This window comes from Shewanella sp. LC6 (assembly GCF_006385735.2).
In the GTDB taxonomy this organism is placed as follows: Bacteria; Pseudomonadota; Gammaproteobacteria; order Enterobacterales; family Shewanellaceae; genus Shewanella; species Shewanella xiamenensis.
Window position 1 is genome coordinate 134,937 of sequence record NZ_CP043903.1, and the last position, 21,194, is coordinate 156,130.

Sequence of the window (21,194 nt, forward strand, 5' to 3'; positions counted from 1 at the left end):
TCTCCCAACATACAAAGATTTATACAGCGGTATCCTCACAGCATTTCTAACATTCACAACATACCAATAATTAGAAAAAAACCAGACTATCAACGTCCTAACTCGAATTTGGCGGAAATTTCCAAAATCACGGCGCACCTAGGCTTTTCTAAAATATCTCTTACATTTTCTTGAATAAGGCCATCGCCACTCGATATGCACAATTAATTATCTATCCAGGTACTCGGGAGGTGGGGGTGTACGCCTATCTTTGTTAGTCAACAACATTGCATGATGGACTAAAAGTGGTTACAGTAAGACAACAACAGAAATACTTTAAGGTGATGGCTTTGTGTATCATATCGGATAGCTATGAAGTGATCCAATCCTCATTGCAGGAGCTCAATCACCTGCTTGATTCGAATACCCCTGTCCGTGCCAGCGTGACACCTGTACCGCCCGTCATGAAATCGGCTGAGAAAGTGCGCGAGCCGGTGACGGTGATTTCGGTACGCGAAACACTGGGTCTGGCTGCAGTAACGAATGCCAAACTCGCTTACGGTGATTTACACATTCATCCTGATTACTCGCAGCGCTCAGCTCGTAGAACGCCTGGGGTGCTTTGGTACTCCACATCGCCGTTAGTCACTCACAAAGTTATGGATGTCATTGCCCGGATTAACTTGGCTAAAGCGGCCATCGAGAAGGAAATCACCACCAAGTACAGCGCCCGTGCAGACAGATTTGAGAAACTACGAGAGGTTTGCCTTGGTGTCATGGCGTTACATCTCTATCGCCAAATCCGCTGCTTTAACGAGCCAATGACCTCGGCGCGGTTCAGTTGGTTATGCAAAGATGTGGTGTCGAAGGTCGATAAGGACAAATTGCTTGAGCGACTGAACGCGGATATTAAGCGCCTTGGCGATGAATGCCCAAGTCAGCTATTGCTGTTAAAGCAGAACATCTTGAGCACCCCAGAAGCTATGATTCGGGCGCGTCGGGATATTCAACCGCAGCCAGTGGCCAATCTCATGATTAACGGGAAGGTGAAAACGGTTACCGCTACGATGCCGCTTATCGTATTGCAAAGTGAGCCGTTGGAGATCAAGCCGCTCACTACGTTTGATGCTTCAGTTAAGCGCGGTACTCGTGCCGATAAGCAAGCAGCTACGCCACTGGGATCCTTTAATGGCTCCAGCTATGAAGCAAGGAATTAAAGACCGCAAACGGAGAGTGACCCCCTCAATTTTGCGTAATTTTCACGAAGTAATACAGTGCCTAAAGCAATTTAATTTGAAAGGTTTAAAAAGATGAACAGTTACGAAGAGCAGCTTAAGACAGTGTTTCGCTCTGCTCAGATGCACCTCTATCTCACCTGCGCAGAATCAGGCCGATTTGTTCCTGTTCAGCGCCGCAATGAGATTTTGATTAAAAGGTTAAAGCCATTTGTCGATGACAAGGCTTGCCGTGAAATTAAGAGTCATGTTAAGCGTGTCATCCTGCTTGGGCGCCAAGGGCAGGACATGGAAGCCTGCATTAATCAAATGTTATCGGTTATCAACAGCTCCAGTGTCAAATACGACAGGATGATGGCGCTCGCTGAATGGTTGGTCACTGCGATTGATGCTATCAAAGAGCCAATCCAATTCCGCACCAGTGAACAACCTGTGACAGTGGACCACAATGCCTGTGAGATACGTTTTAACCGAGTGCAGATCGAGAACTGCTTCAATGAAGATGGCCGGCAAATAGCTCCGATGATAATTAACTATCGCTACACTTCAGAGGACAATTTAATTGCACTTAAGACGTTGTTTAACTCAGATTATCAATTGATTGAATGTGTGGTTTTAACAAACAACACTGCAGACATTTTTATCATCGATAGCGCTCATTGGATGGATGCTCAATAGTGCAAAAATAGCTGAAAGGTAATCTCGCTATGATTCAATTATCCTCTCTTACCTTACATGATGTTGTACGCAACTTATCCGGCTTAGGCTTCTTTTGGGCGTTGTGGATGATGTTCCCTTATCGACATAATCACGCAATACCTTTACTCCGGTCAGGCGCCGCTTTCGCTTTTATGGCGGCTGGGTTGTATATGCTAAGTGCTGAAGGATCCCCTCATAAATCAGCCATAGCATAGCCATATTTGAGCAACTGATTGGCGAATAATACCCAGGCCGCCAGCAATTCTTTCTCCGTGATTTGATAATCAGGCCGCCTGAGTACCTCCAATCCCAAGCGAATCGTTGAGAGTACCGTTCGATGCCCAATGGTATTGGCCTGAAAATGCTTATCCCAGCCCTGTTGCTGTGCGTGTAAACCAACTAGCCACAACAGGCATTGAACCATCAACGCTATCAGTAGGATGATGTCGAATCGCTCTGGACTGTTGGTACCCGTCATTCCGCAGCTAATTCCAGAATTTAAATAGTGTGATCTGGCGATCAGCTTTTCATAAAAACTACGACACCATCTTGACCGCGATCGACAGTTTTGATCTATTACTGCTATTTGACGGTCTCAAAATATGTCTACCCATCCTGTTATTAAACGCTTAGATCACCTTGGTCTCATTGCCGCCTTTTGTCACGAAATTGGCCTGCCACGGATGATAGATGCCGTTATCCCAAAATATTCTGACCACAATGTTTCTCATGGTGACGCGGTATTGGCCATGCTCCTAAATGGACTTGGCTTTCATAGCAGAACACTGCACATGTTCTCGGACTTTTTTAAGACCAAGCCTGTATCTAAGCTACTCGCCAAAGACATTGAAGCACACCACCTGACTGATGATGTACTAGGCCGCACATTAGATGCTCTATACGAAGCCGATGTCTCAGCGCTCTATCAGGTTATTGCTGAGCGTGTTGTTGATAAACTGGGCTTGACGACCGATTCTGTTCATCTTGATATCACTAGCTTCCACGTTGATGGTGAGTATGCACAAGATGAAAACACCAACGTGATTAAGCTTGTAAGAGGTTATAGTCGGGATCATAGGCCAGAGCTTAACCAAGTCGTGCTTGAACTCATCTGTGAAAACCAAGCAGGTATTCCTGTTTACATGCAAGCACTGAGTGGTAACACCAATGATGCCAAGGCATTCGCTGAAGTCACTAAAAGACACATACATTGCCTAAAAGCCGCGCAAAATAGTCGTTACTTTATCGCTGATGCCGCTTTGTACACCGAAGAAAGCATCTCCTCGCTAGATGAGCAAAATCAAAAATTCATTACCCGTGTCCCCATGACCATCAAGCTCGCAAAACAAGCACTACTTGCGCTAGAGCCAGAGCAATTAAGCACTATCGGTCATGGCTACTCAGGATGTTGGATAGACTCGGATTACGGAAAGGTCAATCAACGTTGGTTGCTCGTTCACAGTGAACAGGCCACCAAGCGGGAAGAAATCACTTTCTTCAAGAACTTAGAGAAAAACATAGCAAAAGAAATCAAAGCGTTGGAAAAGCTAAGTAAAAAACCATTCGCTTGTGAAGTTGACGCAGAATTAGCGTTTAACGATTTCAAGAAACAATGTGACTTACTTGGGTTTGAACAAGGCACTCTCATCAAACAGCCGACTTACTCTCATTCGGGCCGCCCAAAGACAGATGAAGCACCGACAGGATACCAATACTTTATCGAAGCCGCCCCCTTCACCGACCTAGAAAAAGTAAAACTGGCTAAGCTCAAAGTAGGCATGTTTATCCTCGCGACGAATGACACCGACAATGAAGCACTCACCATGGCGGCTCTTCTAGCACATTACAAATCGCAACAAAAAGTCGAGCGCGGCTTCCGTTTTCTAAAAAGCCCTGAGTTTTTAACCTCTTCCATCTTCTTGAAAAAGCCTGAGCGCATTGAAGCGTTGCTAATGATAATGACGTTGAGCTTGCTTGTTTACGCTAGTTTAGAACACAAAATCAGAGAACAACTCGCACAAACCGAAGCGTTCTTCCCAAGTATGGTAAAGAACAAGACGACCTCCAGACCGACGGCACGTTGGGTCTTCTTGCAATTCGAAGGCATAGATACGCTAGAGATTAACGGCCAAAGGTTCATCACTGGACTTCAAGATCACCAAACACAACTACTCAAATTACTCGGTAGATTCTATGAGGTAGTTTATTCCTAAATTAGCTGCGGAATGTCGGTTGGTACGACTTTGGCGTAAGCCAAAGCCGTATGCCGGGCTTTTGAGGTCACGAAAGGTTTCCTCTATTTGCATACGTTTGGCGTACAGGTTTACCAGCTGCTTTGGGCTCCGAGATTCTGGTGGTAAATTGCTGGCTAACACCCAAGGCTCTTTCGCCGATGTTGAGTACGTTTTTGCCGATGGATGGTGGCAATTAGTCCTCGTTGAACGCTGATTTGTACGCCCCTTAGGTTTGCTACGATAAAGCGTGAGATGGCAATTGATAGGGTTAGTTTTGGTCAAGGTCTTACAACCCAGGCTCTTCGCTTGACCGTTGGCCAAGTCATGTGTACTGCGAACTGCACGCCAATTTTCAGCGCCAATATCTGCAAATTGAACTGTACCGCGAATACGGCTTAGCCAAAACCAACCATGCGCCTCAACCTCTTTGTACCAAGGCACTTTGAACCCCGCGTCAGTCACGATGAGAGGGGTAACATGCAAAGGTAAAATCTTGGCTAAGTCCGCTAAAAAACCGTTGTGGGAGGCCTTAGAGCATTGTTCTGATAGGGGATAGGACTTCTCATACAGGGTAATAGAGCGGCCATTGAAGGCTATTGAGGCGCGCAGAGCCATGATGCGTTTATGCTCTCGGATGTCTGACCAATCGACGAGCACAATCGGCATAGGGTTACCAGAACAGATGAGGCTGGCATGCCATTGGTAGACAGCTAACCGTTCTTGATGCAGATGCGTGTTGCCGAGCAAACGATCAATGCGCTTGATGTTGTGCTTGGTTCGGGCCGTGGTTGGTAAATTTCGACCTAACTCAGTCAAGGTCAGTGTCTTACATTCAATCAGTGCCTTAGAGGCCAGCATCAAGCTGTTTAATCGTTTTAGGTGAAGTTCTGGGCAGTATTGGTGTAAAGAATGTTGTAGGATATTGGCTTCGCGCATCTTGTTGTCCAAGTGTAGTTTTTGGCGAAACCATTTGATCATGCAACAAGATGCGCTTCCACCCTAATTTGATGATTTATTTGTAAATCATCAGGGGATTCTTCAGTGCTAAGTGATAAAGGGCTTGTTGAGTTTCACACCCCTGCTTTTCTGGCGCTTGCCACATTACTGGTCACAACTAAAATGGATAATACCAATACATTTCCGGCGATGGTTATTCAAAACGTGTTTTTTGTTAGCACGTTAATTTCGTTATTTATTTATGGCATTGGAACCGTAGTTGTCACCTGCACTTCGGCGGCGATTTTCTTGTATATCCTCAACAAAGTAATGCCAGATGACATTCACAATTAATATAGCGTGTGATATTGTCCAAATGTGTAAATTATTGGACTTAACTCTATGAATCCTTTGTGCGTTTATATAATAGTTTGATATTTTTTGGCTCTTTTGGTGAATGTGCGGATTAAGAGTTAGCACATTTTTGCCCCAAAGCGATTTAGCCGCCTTCAAAAAGTCATAATAAATAATCGTTGATTGACCAAATTTTAGTAATCTGAAAGAGTGCCCCTCTCATTAAGAATACTGTGCTTTCAGATTAAATTTATCCCAAATAATTTTACGAGCAGTGCAAACAGCCCAAAGCAAAGTACGGTTATCACTACACCAATGAGTAAGGATGGCCAAAAATCAAAGCGCTGCAATAAAGAGGGAAAGATCAAAAACATAGGCAAAGTCGGTACAACATACCAAAATGTGTACCACGCGTGGTTTGCTATTTTCTCCATTGGCTGTTTTTCAACATAGAGCCAAATCATTGCCAAAATAGTGACTAATGGTAGCGCGACGATGAGCGCTCCTAGTTTATCGCTGCGCTTAGCAAGCTCAGAAGCGGCGACGACTATAGCAGCTGTGATCAGATACTTCGTAATTAACCAGCCCATAGTGTCCTCTCCTTGAATAGAAAAACCGATTGCCTATCGGTTTTTATTCTGTCACTATATCGTTCATTATGGAAAGAGAAAAGTGTTATGCAGTTAGGTGAACTAGAAAAACAGGTTTTGCAGCATCTGTGGACAGAATCTGAAGCTGATGCAAAGCAAGTACATGCTGTGCTTGGTGTCTCTAGAGGGAACTCTCTTAATACCATTCAGAGCACTTTAGAACGCTTATTTAAAAAAGGATTGCTGAGTCGAACCAAGCAAGGACATGCCTATTTTTACAGGGCAAAAGTGGACCGAGAAGCGTTGATCGCTACACTTATTACCAATATCACTAGCGACTTTGTCGAAGAAGGTGAGCATAGTCTCATTGCGGCATTTAGTTCCGCATCAGCTAATCTGAATGATGCCCAACTCGATATGCTAGAACATTTAATTGAAGAACAACGTAAACTTCGGAAAGGATAATTAGGGTTATGTTTGTTGGCGATTTAGCGATAGCACTAAATTTATTGAGTGTTGCAGTGCTGGCATTTGCTATCAGTGTTGCGTGCATCTCGAACGCCCTACGATTAACTTTGCCAAGATTCGAGCATCTTACTTTTAGGTTACGTAAAGTTATCCTATGGGCTTTGGTTACTGTACCTTGGTGGGTAGCCATAAGCTGTGCTGCCTTTTTCTGGCCAAGGCAGCAAGAGTTGTTTTCTACTGCTTGGTTAAATGAATTCGCTCATTGGCATCACGTCGACATCTTTAGCTTCAGCAGTTGGCATGCTTTTACCTTGTTGTCGGCCTTCGGTTATTTGATATGGTCGATGATCTCGACCATTTATGTACGTAAAAAGCAATCATCAACAATGGCATCTCTGATTGGATTATCAGAGATCCAACCTCAGGTGACTATAACTCAGCAGCGCTATTATTCGTTAGCACAAGCAATTCCTGCGGCCTTCACCACAGGTCTAGTGTCCCCTAAGATTTACCTGACCACAGGATTGCAAGAAAAGGTTACAGAACAGCAACTCGATATTATTGTTCGACATGAAATGGCGCATGTCGTGGCTCGAGACCCTTTATTTAAAGTCATCTTTGCTGCATTTGCTGGTTTTTATCCGAAAGCGGCCAAACGCAATTTAATCGGACATTTTACCCTGTTGACTGAACAGCTTGCAGATCATGCTGTGACCACTGAGCATGACAATCTAGATGTCGCTCAAGCCTTGATAAATGTAGCTCGAATGCAGCGAAGCGTAACTCTTGGTTGTGATGGTTTACAGACAAGTTATTTCGGTAACGATCAAACCAGTGTTCGAGTACAGCGACTGATTCAACCTAGGTTAACGTCTTCCCGATTGGCGATCGGTTTAACGTTGTTATTCTTAGCCATCGTCCCACTTTTAACCGCTTCAACTGTCGATAGCCTTCACCACATTATCGAAACCTTCTTCACCCATTAATTAAGGATTGGGAATGAGAGACTTGCTTTTTAACGTCAGAACTAAAAAACCGATTGGCTATCGGTTTTCCTCCATTGTGCTAGGAATGTGTTTAGTATTCCCTGCCGTTGCGGTATCGAATGAAGCGCCACAAACACTCACCTTAGCCGATGCTGTGACTTTGACACTTCAGCAACACCCAGAATTACAGATTTTCAACTCGCAGCAGCGCGTGATGGAAGGGCGAATACAGCAGGCAAGTGTCGGTGAGCGGCCTGAAATAGGTTTAATGATTGAGGATGCTCTGGGTACTGGTGAACACAGTGCTCTGAAAAGTATGCAATCTACGCTCAGTTTTTCATGGTTACTGCAACAAGATTTGATTGATAGTCGTGTTAACACGGCTAAAACAGAGGCCACTCAATTAGATATAGAAAAACAAATCAAAGCCTTGGATTTGTCTTCACAGGTGGCTAAACATTTTATTGATTTGTTAGTGAAGCAAGAACGCCTCAAGCTCAATCTGATAGCAGAAAAGCAGGCAAAAGAGGTTGTCAAAACCGTTGCTAAACGTGTGCAAGCGGGAAAGAGTTCTGCGGTTGAAACACAGTTGGCAAAGGCTGAGCTTATCCGTCGTGGCTTGGCCGTCGAAGATATCGAGCATGAACTCAAAGCCAGCCAATATCAATTGGCATCACAGTGGGGAAAGCCTAAGGCATCCTATCGTTTCAACGGCAATCTGCTTGATATGCCTGCTGTGCCATCAGTTGACAGTCAGCTTAACTTGTTAAAAAAGCATCCTCGTTTTCAACAGTTTGCGACTGCGCAACGCATTGCTCAATCGCAAATGGAGCTCGCACGAATAGAAGCTAAGCCGCAGTGGCAAGTGACCGCTGGCGTGAGGCGCTATGAGGCGAGTGATGATTTTGGCTTAGTCGCGGGTATTTCTATCCCTTGGGGTTCAAGTGACCGTAATGCGGGAACCATAGCCGCCTTACAAGCACAGCAAGATGTACTCGCCAATGAGCAAAACGCATTAATGCAGGCTCAGGATGCCCAGTTGTATGTGCTGTTACAGGAAATGGCACATTCTGCACATGTTATCGATACAGTGCGCAGTGACATAGTGCCAACCCTTGAAAAAGCTCTGTCTGAGGCAAGCAATGCCTTTGATAAAGGTCTGCTCAGCTACAACCAATACAATGACGTGTATCGGGAATTACTCAGTGCTCAATATCAGTTGCTGGATGCCTTTGAAAGTTTGCATTTACAACACATTGAAATTCAACGCCTAACGGGCACATCCATTTCTCAGTGAGATTACCTATGAAGAATAACAACACCTTTTCGTCATTGAGTTTGGCGATACTGCTCAGTCTGGGTATTAATGCCGTCGCTTCAACACCTTTAATGGCATCCTCAGCGCCCGTTGCCGAGCAAGCTGAACCCGAAAAAGGGCCGCATCGTGGACGTATGCTGCGTGAGGGCGATTTTGCACTAGAGCTCGCCATTTTTGAAACGGGCGTTCCCCCTGAGTTCCGTGTTTGGACGAGCTTTGAGGGGAAACCGCTCGATCCTAAGACCGTCGATTTGAGTGTGAAATTGACCCGTTTAGGCAATGTGGTGGATGACATTCGCTTTAATGCGCAGGGTGATTTTCTCCGTGGTGATATGGAGATCTATGAACCCCATTCGTTTATCGTCACCATTGAGGCGAAATACCAAGGTAAAACATACCGTTGGCAGTATGACAACTTTGAAGGCCGTACCACTATCGAGCAGGCTGTTGCCAGTGCGATGGAGATTCACTCTGGTTTTGCAGGCCCTGCCACATTGCATCAAACCATCCCAGCCTATGGCACATTGGCGCTACCCGTCGGGACGCAACGTGCAATTGCGGCACGTTTTGACGGCGAAATTACCCGGTTACATGTTGGACTGGGTGACAGGGTGAAAAAGGGGCAAACCCTTTTGACTGTAGAAAGTAATGAGAGCTTAAAACCCTATCAAATTAAAGCGCCGTCCGATGGCGTGGTGTCAGCATTGTTCGCCAACAATGGAGAACAAACCCTAGGGCGTCAGTTGTTGACACTGACCGATAACAGTCACTATATCGCTAAGCTTGCTGTGTACCCCATTGATTATCAAAGCGTCATCTTAGGTGCACCTGTCACTATCAACGTCGAGGGTGTGGAGGAAACCTATCAAGGTTCCATTAGCTTTATTGAACCAGAGGTTCGTGACGATCAAGCCCGTATTGCGTGGGTCAAACTTGCCGATCCTAACGGGGTTTTGACTGCGGGCAGTTTTGTAAATGCCAGTATTGAAGTCGCAACCATTGAGGTGCCATTGGCGGTTAAAAGAGTCGGATTACAAGGGTTTCGTGATTTTACCGTCGTCTTTGCTAAGGTCGGAGAGCAGTACGAAGTCCGTATGCTGGAGCTTGGCCGTCAAGACGGTGAGTGGGTCGAAGTGCTTGGTGGCTTAAAGCCTGGTACTGAATACGTGACCGATAATAGCTACATCTTAAAAGCCGACATTGAAAAGTCTGGCGCATCACACGATCACTAGGAGTTCGAGTCATGTTGGAATCGATTTTACGCTTTTCGATAAAGCGCAAATTCTTAGTGTTAGTGATGGTAATCGCCGTTGCGGGATTAGGGCTATGGAATTTCACTAAATTACCCATCGATGCCGTACCGGATATCACCAATGTGCAGGTGATGATTAATACCGAAGCGCCGGGATACACGCCACTTGAAATCGAGCAGCGTGTGACCTTCCCTTTGGAAACCGCATTAGCAGGCTTGCCTGGGTTAACCTACACCCGCTCGGTATCGCGCTATGGCTTATCACAGGTGGTGGCCATTTTCAGTGATGAGACGGATGTCTATTTTGCCCGTCAGTTAGTCAATGAGCGTTTATCGGCGGCACGTTCCGAGCTGCCGCTTGGGCTTGAACCACAGCTTGGCCCTATTGCGACTGGCTTAGGTGAAATCTTTATGTTTACCGTGGATGCATTGCCAGATGCTACCCATGCCGATGGAACGCCTATCACGCCAATGGATTTACGCACGGTACATGATTGGACAATTAGGCCGCAGCTCATGCGTGTGCCAGGGGTGGTTGAAGTTAACCCTATCGGCGGCTTTGAGCGTGAGATTTTGGTCGCTTTCAAACCGGAAAAACTGCTCGCCTTTGGTTTAACCCAAGCCGATGTTGTCGATGCCATAGCCAAGAATAATCAGAACCAAGGCGCAGGTTTTATTGAGCAAAACGGTGCTCAGTGGTTACTGAGAATGCCAGGCCAAGCCGAAGACATTGTGGCCATTGGCAATATCCCACTCAAATCAACGCAAGGCAGTGCGCTGACCATTAAAGATGTGGCCGATATTGAAAATGGTCAGGGGCTACGCAACGGTGCTGCGACTCAAAATGGCCGCGAAGTGGTCATGAGTACCGTGTTTATGTTGATTGGTGAGAATAGCCGCACCGTTGCCCATGCTGTAGGTGAGAAACTCAAAGAAATCAACGCGACCCTGCCGGAAGGGATTGTCGCCACAGCAGTTTATGATCGCACTAAGTTAGTGGATAAAACCCTACAAACGGTGCAGACCAATCTATTAGAAGGCGCACTACTGGTCATTGTGGTGTTGTTTGTACTGCTTGGGAATTTTAGGGCTGCATTTTTAACTGCACTGGTGATCCCCTTTGCTATGTTAATGACGATTACCGGCATGGTACAAACCCGCGTTAGCGCGAACCTGATGAGTTTAGGCGCTCTGGACTTTGGTTTGTTAGTCGATGGCGCGATCATTATTGTTGAAAACTGCTTGAGACGGTTAAGTCAGGCAGGAGACGATCCTTTACCGTTAAAAGAACGTCTAGAGCTCGTGTTTGAAGCTACCCGTGAGGTCATTCGCCCCGCACTATTTGGTGTATTTATCATTACCGCCGTGTATTTGCCGATTTTTGCACTAGAAGGTGTAGAAGGCAAAATGTTCCACCCGATGGCGATTACGGTAGTGATTGCGTTGTTAAGTGCCATGTTGCTGTCGGTGACTTTTGTGCCAGCAACCATTGCCTTGCTGTTTAAGAAACCAGTGAAGGAGAAGCATAGCCCGCTTATCCGTGGTGCAGGCGCCTTGTATCGCCCTGCGTTAAACAGGGTAATTCAAGGTCGCTGGGTCGTGGTGATTGCTGCCACGTTGTTGGTCGCCGTTTTTGGTTACCAAGCGACGAAATTAGGCAGTGAATTTGCCCCTAATTTGGATGAGGGGGATATTGCAATGCATGCCCTACGTATTCCTGGCACCTCACTGAGTCAGGCGATTGCCCTGCAAGAAACTCTAGAAGATAAAATTAAGCAAATGCCTGAAGTTGAAAGGGTATTTGCCAAAATTGGTACTGCGGATGTGGCGACCGATGCAGTGCCTCCGAGTGTGGCTGATAACTTTATTATCCTAAAACCTCGTGAGCAGTGGCCAAATCCCAATAAATCGAAGGAGCAAATTGTAGAAGAGTTGGCGGCGATGGTGGAACCTATCCCTGGCAACCGCTATGAGTTCTTACAGCCTATTCAAATGCGCTTTAATGAGCTGCTTGCAGGGGTCCGGGCGGAGCTTGCAATTAAGGTGTTTGGTGATGATTTCGATACGCTCACTTCGCTTGGTGCACAAATCGAGGCAGCTATCGCTCAGGTCGATGGCATTGCCGATGTGCAAGTGGAGCAGACAACAGGTTTGCCTATGCTGAATATCATTCCGAAACGTCAACAGCTGATGCAACATGGCTTAAGTATGGCCGAGTTGCAGTCTCAAGTGGCAACCGCAATGGGCGGCACTGTGGCGAGTAAATTCTATGAAGGAGATATTCGCTCAGACATTGTTGTACGTCTGGGTGAATCACGTAGGCAAAATCTGGACGGCTTACGTTATTTACCGATTTCCTTACCCGACGGGCATAGCATCCCACTTCAGGAATTAGCGTCCTTGGAATTGGTTTCTGGTGCTAACCAGATTAACCGTGAAAATGGGAAACGTCGCATGGTGGTCACCGCCAACGTACGTGGACGGGATTTAGGTAGCTTTGTCGCTGATATTCAAAACGTTATCGGGGAAAGAGTGGATATTCCCGCAGGTTACTGGGTGGAGTACGGAGGCACCTATCAAAAATTACAATCGGCATCGCATCGCTTGAGTATTGTTGTGCCTGTGACCCTGTTGATGATTGTCGGTTTATTGATCCTCGCCCTTAGCTCCTTCAAGGATGCGATGATTATCTTTACTGGCGTCCCCTTAGCCCTGACGGGCGGAATTGCCGCATTATTGTTACGGGACATTCCCTTTTCTATCTCAGCCGCAGTGGGCTTTATCGCCCTCTCTGGTATCGCGATTTTAAATGGTCTTGTCATGGTGTCATTTATTCGCGAATTACGTAAAGAAGGTATGGGACTCGATAGGGCAATTTTTGAGGGGGCACTAACAAGGCTTCGTCCAGTGTTAACCACGGCTTTAGTGGCATCACTCGGGTTTATTCCAATGGCACTCAATACCGGTATCGGTTCAGAAGTCCAACGTCCGCTGGCAACGGTTGTGATTGGGGGAATTATTTCATCAACCCTGTTAACGCTGTTTGTTATTCCAGCGTTATATCGCATTTTACATAAAGAAAAGGAGTCGATTTTGACTGAAGTAGAAGTAATGGAGATTGCGGATGCCAAATAAGCTATTAAACATCAGCTTGTTGCTGATGGTTGGATTAATAGGTTTGGTGAGTATTGATGTCATGGCACATGGGGTGGACGACAATACTCGCGCCTTTTTAGAACAAAACCAAGGCGTGCAATTTATCCCCTTTTTGTACATTGGGGCGAAGCACATGATCACGGGCTACGACCACTTATTGTTTCTCGTGGGTGTGATCTTCTTTTTGTACCGCAGCAAAGATGTGCTGTTGTATGTGACCATGTTTACCCTAGGTCACAGCACCACATTATTGCTTGGTGTAATGACCGATTTGCAAGTTAACGCCTATCTTATCGATGCGATTATTGGCTTATCAGTGATCTATAAAGGTTTTGATAACTTGGGGGGATTTAAGCGCTGCTTTAATTGGCAACCCAATACCAAAATAGCAGTGTTGGTCTTTGGTTTGTTCCATGGCTTTGGACTGGCAACCAAATTACAGGAGTTTCAGTTGTCACAGGAAGGCCTATTTACCAATTTATTAGCATTCAATATTGGGGTGGAGATCGGACAATTTGCTGCGCTGGCCATCATCTTGATTGTGATAAATGCCTGGCGTCATTTCCCTTCATTTCAACGATTTTCAACGCTGACTAACACCGCTCTGATGAGTGTAGGGGTGATGCTGATGGGTTATCAGCTCACAGGCTATTTCGTCAACTAAACGATTATAAGAGAAGATTATGCAACACACTGTAAGTTCAAAAATCTTGGTCAAAGCGAGCGTATCGGCAACGGTAGTGGCGGCCATTGCGCTGGTCACTTTTATTCTGCCAGCCGAGTACAACATCGATCCTACAGGCGTAGGTCAAAAGCTGGGATTAACCTCAATTGCACAGGCCGCAGAAGCGGATGGTGCTGCTGCGGTGATGGGAACCCAAGCAAATAATACGGAGTTTCAAACCATTGAAGTGTTGGTTCCGGCGGGGCGCGGTGTCGAATATAAATTTGCCATGCCGCAGTATGCCAAAATGACCTACGAATGGATGACCGATGGCGATGCTTTGTATTTTGACCTCCATGGAGAACCTGAGGGAGATACCACTGGCTATTTTGAGAGTTACACCATAGCGACATCAAATGAAATGAAAGGGAGCTTTACTGCGCCTTTCGCGGGGTCACATGGTTGGTATTGGAAAAACAAGACAGATAAGCCTATTGCCGTTCAGTTACAGGTAAAAGGACAATATGAAGTCATTGGTTTAAAACAATAATTGGCAAATTTGGAGAAAACGATGAAAAAATTATTGTCAGTATTCACCCTATGCACAGCGTTAATGAGTGGCAATGTATTGGCCCATGCGGATCACGGAGTGATCAGCGGTCAAGGTGCCTTAAAGGTGGCAGCTAAATCGCTTAATCAAATGACATTTAAAGACTTTGGTTTTGAGGTGGGTAAATTAGAGGGAACATGGAAAAACTTGCCTGAGGCACAATTATCAATCGTCAGCTTTGAAGGCAATTACTACGTGGTCAGTGCCGTTAACCCAACGACTCAAAAACAATTTTTTCTCAAAATAGCCAGTAACGGCGAGCTTTTAGAAGTCAAAGACACGAACAAGTTCTAGTCGCCAAGATTGCACTGTCTATGTTATGGGCAACAGACAGTGCAATAACCCTGCAAGCGGTTTACTTTTATTAAATCAAATATCGTTCTTAGCAATACATTTTGTAATCTGAAACCAATTAATCTGAGTTAACAGTCTAACTCACTTTGTCCCGAAGTAAGCCACAAGGAGTATGATACTTTAATACTCGATTGTGGCACGGTTCGGACTAAGTTGTGGCAATTAGTATGAATCTTTATTTTTGGCCATATTTAATCTAGAACGATACGAGCTAGAGTTCTTGGCTGTTCAGTTTAGAACTTTATTCCTCTCCAACATCAACCCCGAGACATTCAATCATTCAATCGTGATCCCGAATGTCAAAGTCCAGCATTACACACTTAAATAAAATGAGGCAGTAACATGCAAACCGGCCAAAAATTTTTAGCGGTGTATCCTGCTTCATCCTTCGATGACGTTGATGGCAGTTTGGTGGAATTTCCCGAGAAACGGCGCCAATTAGAGGTGCTTCCAAAGCCAGAGAAAGTGCTGGTGGATGACGGTGAAATCTCCACGATTGAGTCCCTACCAGAACACCTTAAGTCGGAAGATTGGTATTTTGTTCGCAATTTAGACACGGGCCGTAGGCATTGGTTTACACCGCTTGGCTATAAGTTGACGTTACTTGAATAAATCATAGAGTCATCGATACCGATACTTGCCTTTAGGTGGAGTTTGAGCCGCAATCTCCGATTTTCTTTTCACACTTAGATGGTCATTACACTTGGGGCAGTAGTTGAGTAACGCACTGCCTTCAAAGTCCAACTGACAAAAAACGCAGCGATATATAGCGACTACGTTCAACCTGTCCATTTTGGCAATCTGCTCTTTAATCCGATCACGGGTAGTCTTGGTTTGTACCAGAACTTGTTGCTGTTGCTGCTCCTGAACAGCTGGAGCCTTAGCCTGTTGATGCTCAAACCACGCATTGCGCCTTGGATTGTAAATCCAATGCTTGCCCTTAATGGACGTTTCAAGCCATTCGCGCAGTAGTGTTTGAGCTGATTTTAGTTTGTAAAACTCATTAAATATCTTTGAGAAAGGAATTAAATCAAGCCCTAGTACCGCCGTGTGCTGATCTCTTGATAGATTGGCTAAATTTGCCCAACGCGCCGAAAATGTAAAGTTAGCTTTATAACTAAGCTCTTGAGCTAAATTAAGCCACTGTTTTTTTGTTTTTAATGTGGAATTTATCTGGTTACGCTCATTAACACTGAATTTAAGTCGTTACAGCTTACCGGATCATAGTTAATCTGATTTTGGTCCTTTGACTTTCAACGACCTGAACGGTATCCTTACCTAACTCTATATTGTGTTTCTGTATATAGCTAAAAATCAAAATTTTACTCATTTTACCTGTTGTAAGGATAATTTCTGTAATGAGCTTTAAGCCGCATTAGTTTAACCCCCTTCATTTTGGATCGCTCAGATCCGTTCGTAGTATCTACCCTTCGGTAGCTTTTGTTGTACCTCCATAAATCTAATATTGATTCGTCACGTTGACGAAAAAGCTCTTGTCTTTGCACATCTGTGTATATGGCTAGCGTTAGCTTTTGTTATTGATTTAATTTTAATCAGAGTGAGTAACATGATTCAAACCATGAAAAAAGAGTGGTTCTCCAATATACGCGGAGATCTGTTAGCCGGTATTGTGGTAGCGCTGGCGTTAATCCCTGAGGCAATTGCCTTTTCTATTATTGCAGGTGTCGATCCTAAGGTCGGCCTATATGCTTCATTCTGTATCGCTGTGGTTATTGCCTTTACTGGTGGCCGTCCTGGCATGATCTCTGCCGCAACAGGCGCGATGGCACTGTTAATGGTGACCTTAGTAAAGGAACATGGCCTTGAGTATTTACTCGCGGCGACCTTATTAACCGGTGTGCTGCAAATTGCTGCGGGTTACTTAAAACTCGGTAGCTTGATGCGTTTCGTCTCCCGCTCTGTGGTGACGGGTTTTGTGAATGCACTGGCGATTCTGATCTTTATGGCCCAGTTGCCCGAACTGACCAATGTGACTTGGCACGTATATGCGATGACGGTAGCTGGCCTCGGTATCATTTACCTATTCCCACTCATCCCTGTGATTGGTAAATCCGTACCTTCGCCTCTCGTGTGTATTGTCGGATTAACGCTTTTTGCGGTTTATATGGGGTTAGATATTCGTACTGTCGGCGACATGGGACAACTGCCTGATACTTTACCTATTTTCCTCTGGCCTGAAGTGCCCTTGACCCTTGAAACTCTGATGATCATCTTCCCTTACTCGGCCGGCCTTGCCGTGGTGGGCTTGCTGGAATCTATGATGACCGCCACCATAGTTGATGACTTAACCGATACCCAAAGCGATAAGAATCGCGAGTGTAAGGGCCAAGGTATTGCCAATATCGGCGCGGGTTTAATGGGCGGTATGGCTGGTTGCGCTATGATTGGTCAGTCGATCATCAACGTTAAATCGGGTGGTCGCGGACGTTTATCATCCTTCGCTGCAGGCGTTTTTTTACTTGTGATGGTGGTGTTTTTAGGAGAGTGGTTAAAGCTTATTCCTATGGCGGCACTGGTTGCCGTGATGATCATGGTGGCTATCGGTACATTCTCTTGGGATTCAATCCGTAATCTTAAGCATCATCCTATGTCAACCAACCTTGTGATGGTGGCGACGGTTGTGGTCGTGGTCGCTACCCATAACTTAGCAATTGGGGTATTTGTAGGTGTATTACTCGCGTCCCTATTTTTTGCTAATAAAGTGGGACGTTTTATGGTGGTTAAGAGTACAACGACTGCTGCTGACACTGGTCGCCATTATCAGGTTATTGGACAAGTCTTTTTTGCTTCATCAGATAAGTTCAGTAATTCATTCGATTTTAGGGAAGTGGTTGATAAAGTGACTATCGACTTATCTCAAGCACATTTTTGGGATATTACCGCGGTATCGGCCCTCGACAAGGTAGTGATTAAATTCCGCCGCGAGGGGACTGAGGTTGAGTTGATTGGCCTTAACGAAGCCAGTGCCACCATAGTCGATAAATTTGGGGTACACGATAAGCCAGAAGAAGTTGAAAAAATGATGTCTGGTCACTAAGCCATTAGCAACACAACAACAAAGGAATAAAACGATGACAAATGTGATTGCTTGTATTGACGGTTCAAATGTGACATCCGCTGTATGTGATGCCAGTGGCTGGGCCGCCTTTCAACTGAATGCCCCTGTAATCCTATTACATGTATTGGATAAGTCAGCCTATCCGATAGAGTCAGATCTGTCGGGAAATATTGGCCTAGGTACACGGGAGCACTTGCTCAATGAAATGGTTGAGCTCGAAGCGCGCCGGGGCAAGCTGGCACTCGAGCAGGGTAAGTATATGTTGCAAGATGCGCAAACGCGCATCGTGGAGGCACAACCTGCAGTCGTGGTTAAAACCTTGCAGCGTCACGGCGATTTAGTCGAAACCCTGTTAGAGCAAGAATCCCATGCCAGATTGGTGGTGATGGGGCGTCAAGGGGAGCAACATCAAGATCAAGCGCAGGCGATTGGCAGCCATCTAGAAAACGTCATTCGCACAGTTAAGCAGCCTATTTTAGTGGTGATGACAGAGTTTGAAGCACCGAAACGATTTATGATTGCCTACGATGGCAGCATTACTGCGAAAAAAGCCCTTAATCAAGTGCTAACAAGTCCACTCTTAAAAGGGCTTGAATGTCATTTGGTGATGGTGTCTGATGCTCAATCACAGGCGACAGCAGAACTGGCGTTGGTGACCGAATCTCTGATGGCGGCGAATTTCAATGTGGTTACCGCTGTTTGTCAGGGAGAAGTTCAAACGGCTCTTGAGATCTATCAACTTGAGCATCACATCGATCTTATGGTGATGGGGGCCTACGGCCATTCGCGGATAAGAGAGTTTTTTGTGGGAAGCAATACCACAAAGATGATCAGTAAAAGCCATATCCCATTATTATTATTGCGCTAACAGCTATTGATATTGCACTAATCAGTATCCAAGACGCTGGTTAGTGCATAGTAATAGAGATAGGTTCTGACGCTTAAGTTTGGAGGTGAAATGAACGAGCAGCTAAAGCAACAACTGCATTTACAGTTACAGCAAATGCTGGAAAGTTTGTTAGCGCAGATTGCAGCACATGTCGTTTTCAGAAGACGGCTGCACTGAACGTCAGAAGCCGACTGCACTATAGCAGCGGAGGGGTTGGATCCATCAGGCAACGACGGGCTGCTGCCGGCCATCAGCGGACGCAGGGAGGACTTTCCGCAACCGGCCGTTCGATGCGGCACCGATGGCCTTCGCGCAGGGGTAGTGAATCCGCCAGGATTGACTTGCGCTGCCCTACCTCTCACTAGTGAGGGGCGGCAGCGCATCAAGCGGTGAGCGCACTCCGGCACCGCCAACTTTCAGCACATGCGTGTAAATCATCGTCGTAGAGACGTCGGAATGGCCGAGCAGATCCTGCACGGTTCGAATGTCGTAACCGCTGCGGAGCAAGGCCGTCGCGAACGAGTGGCGGAGGGTGTGCGGTGTGGCGGGCTTCGTGATGCCTGCTTGTTCTACGGCACGTTTGAAGGCGCGCTGAAAGGTCTGGTCATACATGTGATGGCGACGCACGACACCGCTCCGTGGATCGGTCGAATGCGTGTGCTGCGCAAAAACCCAGAACCACGGCCAGGAATGCCCGGCGCGCGGATACTTCCGCTCAAGGGCGTCGGGAAGCGCAACGCCGCTGCGGCCCTCGGCCTGGTCCTTCAGCCACCATGCCCGTGCACGCGACAGCTGCTCGCGCAGGCTGGGTGCCAAGCTCTCGGGTAACATCAAGGCCCGATCCTTGGAGCCCTTGCCCTCCCGCACGATGATCGTGCCGTGATCGAAATCCAGATCCTTGACCCGCAGTTGCAAACCCTCACTGATCCGCATGCCCGTTCCATACAGAAGCTGGGCGAACAAACGATGCTCGCCTTCCAGAAAACCGAGGATGCGAACCACTTCATCCGGGGTCAGCACCACCGGCAAGCGCCGCGACGGCCGAGGTCTTCCGATCTCCTGAAGCCAGGGCAGATCCGTGCACAGCACCTTGCCGTAGAAGAACAGCAAGGCCGCCAATGCCTGACGATGCGTGGAGACCGAAACCTTGCGCTCGTTCGCCAGCCAGGACAGAAATGCCTCGACTTCGCTGCTGCCCAAGGTTGCCGGGTGACGCACACCGTGGAAACGGATGAAGGCACGAACCCAGTTGACATAAGCCTGTTCGGTTCGTAAGCTGTAATGCAAGTAGCGTATGCGCTCACGCAACTGGTCCAGAACCTTGACCGAACGCAGCGGTGGTAACGGCGCAGTGGCGGTTTTCATGGCTTGTTATGACTGTTTTTTTGTACAGTCTATGCCTCGGGCATCCAAGCAGCAAGCGCGTTACGCCGTGGGTCGATGTTTGATGTTATGGAGCAGCAACGATGTTACGCAGCAGGGCAGTCGCCCTAAAACAAAGTTAGACATCATGAGGGTAGCGGTGACCATCGAAATTTCGAACCAACTATCAGAGGTGCTAAGCGTCATTGAGCGCCATCTGGAATCAACGTTGCTGGCCGTGCATTTGTACGGCTCCGCAGTGGATGGCGGCCTGAAGCCATACAGCGATATTGATTTGTTGGTTACTGTGGCCGTAAAGCTTGATGAAACGACGCGGCGAGCATTGCTCAATGACCTTATGGAGGCTTCGGCTTTCCCTGGCGAGAGCGAGACGCTCCGCGCTATAGAAGTCACCCTTGTCGTGCATGACGACATCATCCCGTGGCGTTATCCGGCTAAGCGCGAGCTGCAATTTGGAGAATGGCAGCGCAATGACATTCTTGCGGGTATCTTCGAGCCAGCCATGATCGACATTGATCTAGCTATCCTGCTTACAAAAGCAAGAGAACATAGCGTTGCCTTGGTAGGTCCGGCAGCGGAGGAATTCTTTGACCCGGTTCCTGAACAGGATCTATTCGAGGCGCTGAGGGAAACCTTGAAGCTATGGAACTCGCAGCCCGACTGGGCCGGCGATGAGCGAAATGTAGTGCTTACGTTGTCCCGCATTTGGTACAGCGCAATAACCGGCAAAATCGCGCCGAAGGATGTCGCTGCCGACTGGGCAATAAAACGCCTACCTGCCCAGTATCAGCCCGTCTTACTTGAAGCTAAGCAAGCTTATCTGGGACAAAAAGAAGATCACTTGGCCTCACGCGCAGATCACTTGGAAGAATTTATTCGCTTTGTGAAAGGCGAGATCATCAAGTCAGTTGGTAAATGATGTCTAACAATTCGTTCAAGCCGACCGCGCTACGCGCGGCGGCTTAACTCCGGCGTTAGATGCACTAAGCACATAATTGCTCACAGCCA

Annotated in this window: 17 protein-coding genes and 3 pseudogenes; 16 read left to right on the forward strand and 4 right to left on the reverse strand. The window is 46.6% G+C overall.

Features of this window, described 5'->3' with window-relative positions; all coding sequences use genetic code 11:
* Positions 1 to 284: 284 nt before the first annotated feature.
* Positions 285 to 1,196 (forward strand): DNA replication terminus site-binding protein, encoded by a 912-nt coding sequence (locus FJD32_RS23150; RefSeq protein ID WP_240200032.1) that lies wholly within the window; start codon positions 285 to 287, stop codon positions 1,194 to 1,196.
* Positions 1,197 to 1,289: 93 nt separating this feature from the next.
* Positions 1,290 to 1,892 carry a DUF2913 family protein gene (locus FJD32_RS23155; protein ID WP_011711503.1) on the forward strand — a complete coding sequence of 201 codons (603 nt, stop codon included), beginning with the start codon at positions 1,290 to 1,292 and terminating at the stop codon, positions 1,890 to 1,892.
* Between the two features lie 214 nt (positions 1,893 to 2,106).
* On the opposite strand, the pseudogene FJD32_RS23160 reads toward FJD32_RS23155, so the two are convergent.
* A pseudogene (locus FJD32_RS23160) lies at positions 2,107 to 2,388 on the reverse strand (IS4 family transposase); the annotation flags it as partial.
* A gap of 127 nt (positions 2,389 to 2,515) precedes the next feature.
* On the opposite strand from FJD32_RS23160, the gene FJD32_RS23165 reads away from it, so the two are divergent.
* Positions 2,516 to 4,126 (forward strand): IS1634-like element ISSpu7 family transposase, encoded by a 1,611-nt coding sequence (locus FJD32_RS23165; RefSeq protein ID WP_011787758.1) that lies wholly within the window; start codon positions 2,516 to 2,518, stop codon positions 4,124 to 4,126.
* 18 nt (positions 4,127 to 4,144) lie between these two features.
* Here the strand turns inward: FJD32_RS23165 and FJD32_RS23170 are convergent.
* Positions 4,145 to 5,083, reverse strand: a pseudogene (locus tag FJD32_RS23170) (IS4-like element IS10A family transposase); the annotation flags it as partial.
* Between the two features lie 105 nt (positions 5,084 to 5,188).
* Between FJD32_RS23170 and FJD32_RS23175 the strand changes: the two are divergent.
* Positions 5,189 to 5,437, forward strand: a complete 249-nt coding sequence (locus tag FJD32_RS23175) for a hypothetical protein (RefSeq protein WP_240200033.1) — start codon at positions 5,189 to 5,191, stop codon at positions 5,435 to 5,437.
* A 239-nt stretch (positions 5,438 to 5,676) separates the two neighbouring features.
* Here the strand turns inward: FJD32_RS23175 and FJD32_RS23180 are convergent, their stop codons facing one another.
* A complete protein-coding gene (locus FJD32_RS23180; protein ID WP_037426010.1) occupies positions 5,677 to 6,027 on the reverse strand; it encodes a DUF3147 family protein in 351 nt (116 codons plus the stop codon).
* Between the two features lie 87 nt (positions 6,028 to 6,114).
* Here FJD32_RS23180 and FJD32_RS23185 point away from each other — a divergent pair, with 87 nt between their 5' ends.
* From FJD32_RS23185 to FJD32_RS23235, 11 genes are all read left to right on the forward strand, one after another.
* Positions 6,115 to 6,492, forward strand: a complete 378-nt coding sequence (locus tag FJD32_RS23185) for a BlaI/MecI/CopY family transcriptional regulator (protein ID WP_011711700.1) — start codon at positions 6,115 to 6,117, stop codon at positions 6,490 to 6,492.
* 8 nt (positions 6,493 to 6,500) lie between these two features.
* Positions 6,501 to 7,481, forward strand: coding sequence for a M56 family metallopeptidase (locus FJD32_RS23190; protein ID WP_140907291.1), 981 nt, complete (start codon positions 6,501 to 6,503; stop codon positions 7,479 to 7,481).
* Positions 7,482 to 7,494: 13 nt separating this feature from the next.
* The gene (locus FJD32_RS23195; protein WP_140907292.1) at positions 7,495 to 8,778 is read left to right on the forward strand and encodes a TolC family protein; all 1,284 of its coding nucleotides are present in this window, start codon (positions 7,495 to 7,497) and stop codon (positions 8,776 to 8,778) included.
* Between the two features lie 8 nt (positions 8,779 to 8,786).
* Complete coding sequence (locus tag FJD32_RS23200; RefSeq protein ID WP_011711697.1) at positions 8,787 to 10,031, forward strand: efflux RND transporter periplasmic adaptor subunit; 1,245 nt, start codon at positions 8,787 to 8,789, stop codon at positions 10,029 to 10,031.
* 11 nt (positions 10,032 to 10,042) lie between these two features.
* Positions 10,043 to 13,186, forward strand: coding sequence for a CusA/CzcA family heavy metal efflux RND transporter (locus tag FJD32_RS23205; protein ID WP_140907293.1), 3,144 nt, complete (start codon positions 10,043 to 10,045; stop codon positions 13,184 to 13,186).
* A complete protein-coding gene (locus FJD32_RS23210; protein WP_011711695.1) occupies positions 13,176 to 13,871 on the forward strand; it encodes a HupE/UreJ family protein in 696 nt (231 codons plus the stop codon). The genes FJD32_RS23205 and FJD32_RS23210 overlap by 11 nt, the downstream gene beginning before the upstream one ends.
* Positions 13,872 to 13,890: 19 nt before the next feature.
* On the forward strand, positions 13,891 to 14,421 hold the full coding sequence (locus tag FJD32_RS23215; protein ID WP_037425996.1) for a hypothetical protein: 531 nt from the start codon (positions 13,891 to 13,893) through the stop codon (positions 14,419 to 14,421).
* A 21-nt stretch (positions 14,422 to 14,442) separates the two neighbouring features.
* A complete protein-coding gene (locus FJD32_RS23220) occupies positions 14,443 to 14,775 on the forward strand; it encodes a DUF6488 family protein (RefSeq protein WP_037425993.1) in 333 nt (110 codons plus the stop codon).
* Positions 14,776 to 15,177: 402 nt separating this feature from the next.
* On the forward strand, positions 15,178 to 15,447 hold the full coding sequence (locus FJD32_RS23225; protein WP_011711692.1) for a hypothetical protein: 270 nt from the start codon (positions 15,178 to 15,180) through the stop codon (positions 15,445 to 15,447).
* A gap of 955 nt (positions 15,448 to 16,402) precedes the next feature.
* Positions 16,403 to 17,893 (forward strand): SulP family inorganic anion transporter, encoded by a 1,491-nt coding sequence (locus FJD32_RS23230; protein WP_011787801.1) that lies wholly within the window; start codon positions 16,403 to 16,405, stop codon positions 17,891 to 17,893.
* A gap of 34 nt (positions 17,894 to 17,927) precedes the next feature.
* Positions 17,928 to 18,782 carry a universal stress protein gene (locus FJD32_RS23235; RefSeq protein WP_011787802.1) on the forward strand — a complete coding sequence of 285 codons (855 nt, stop codon included), beginning with the start codon at positions 17,928 to 17,930 and terminating at the stop codon, positions 18,780 to 18,782.
* Between the two features lie 372 nt (positions 18,783 to 19,154).
* On the opposite strand, the gene intI1 is transcribed toward FJD32_RS23235, so the two are convergent.
* Positions 19,155 to 20,168: a class 1 integron integrase IntI1 gene (gene intI1, locus FJD32_RS23245; protein WP_000845054.1), complete on the reverse strand. Its 1,014-nt coding sequence runs from the start codon at positions 20,166 to 20,168 to the stop codon at positions 19,155 to 19,157.
* 145 nt (positions 20,169 to 20,313) lie between these two features.
* Here intI1 and FJD32_RS23250 point away from each other — a divergent pair.
* Positions 20,314 to 21,152 (forward strand): annotated as a pseudogene (locus FJD32_RS23250) (AadA family aminoglycoside 3''-O-nucleotidyltransferase).
* Positions 21,153 to 21,194: the final 42 nt, after the last annotated feature.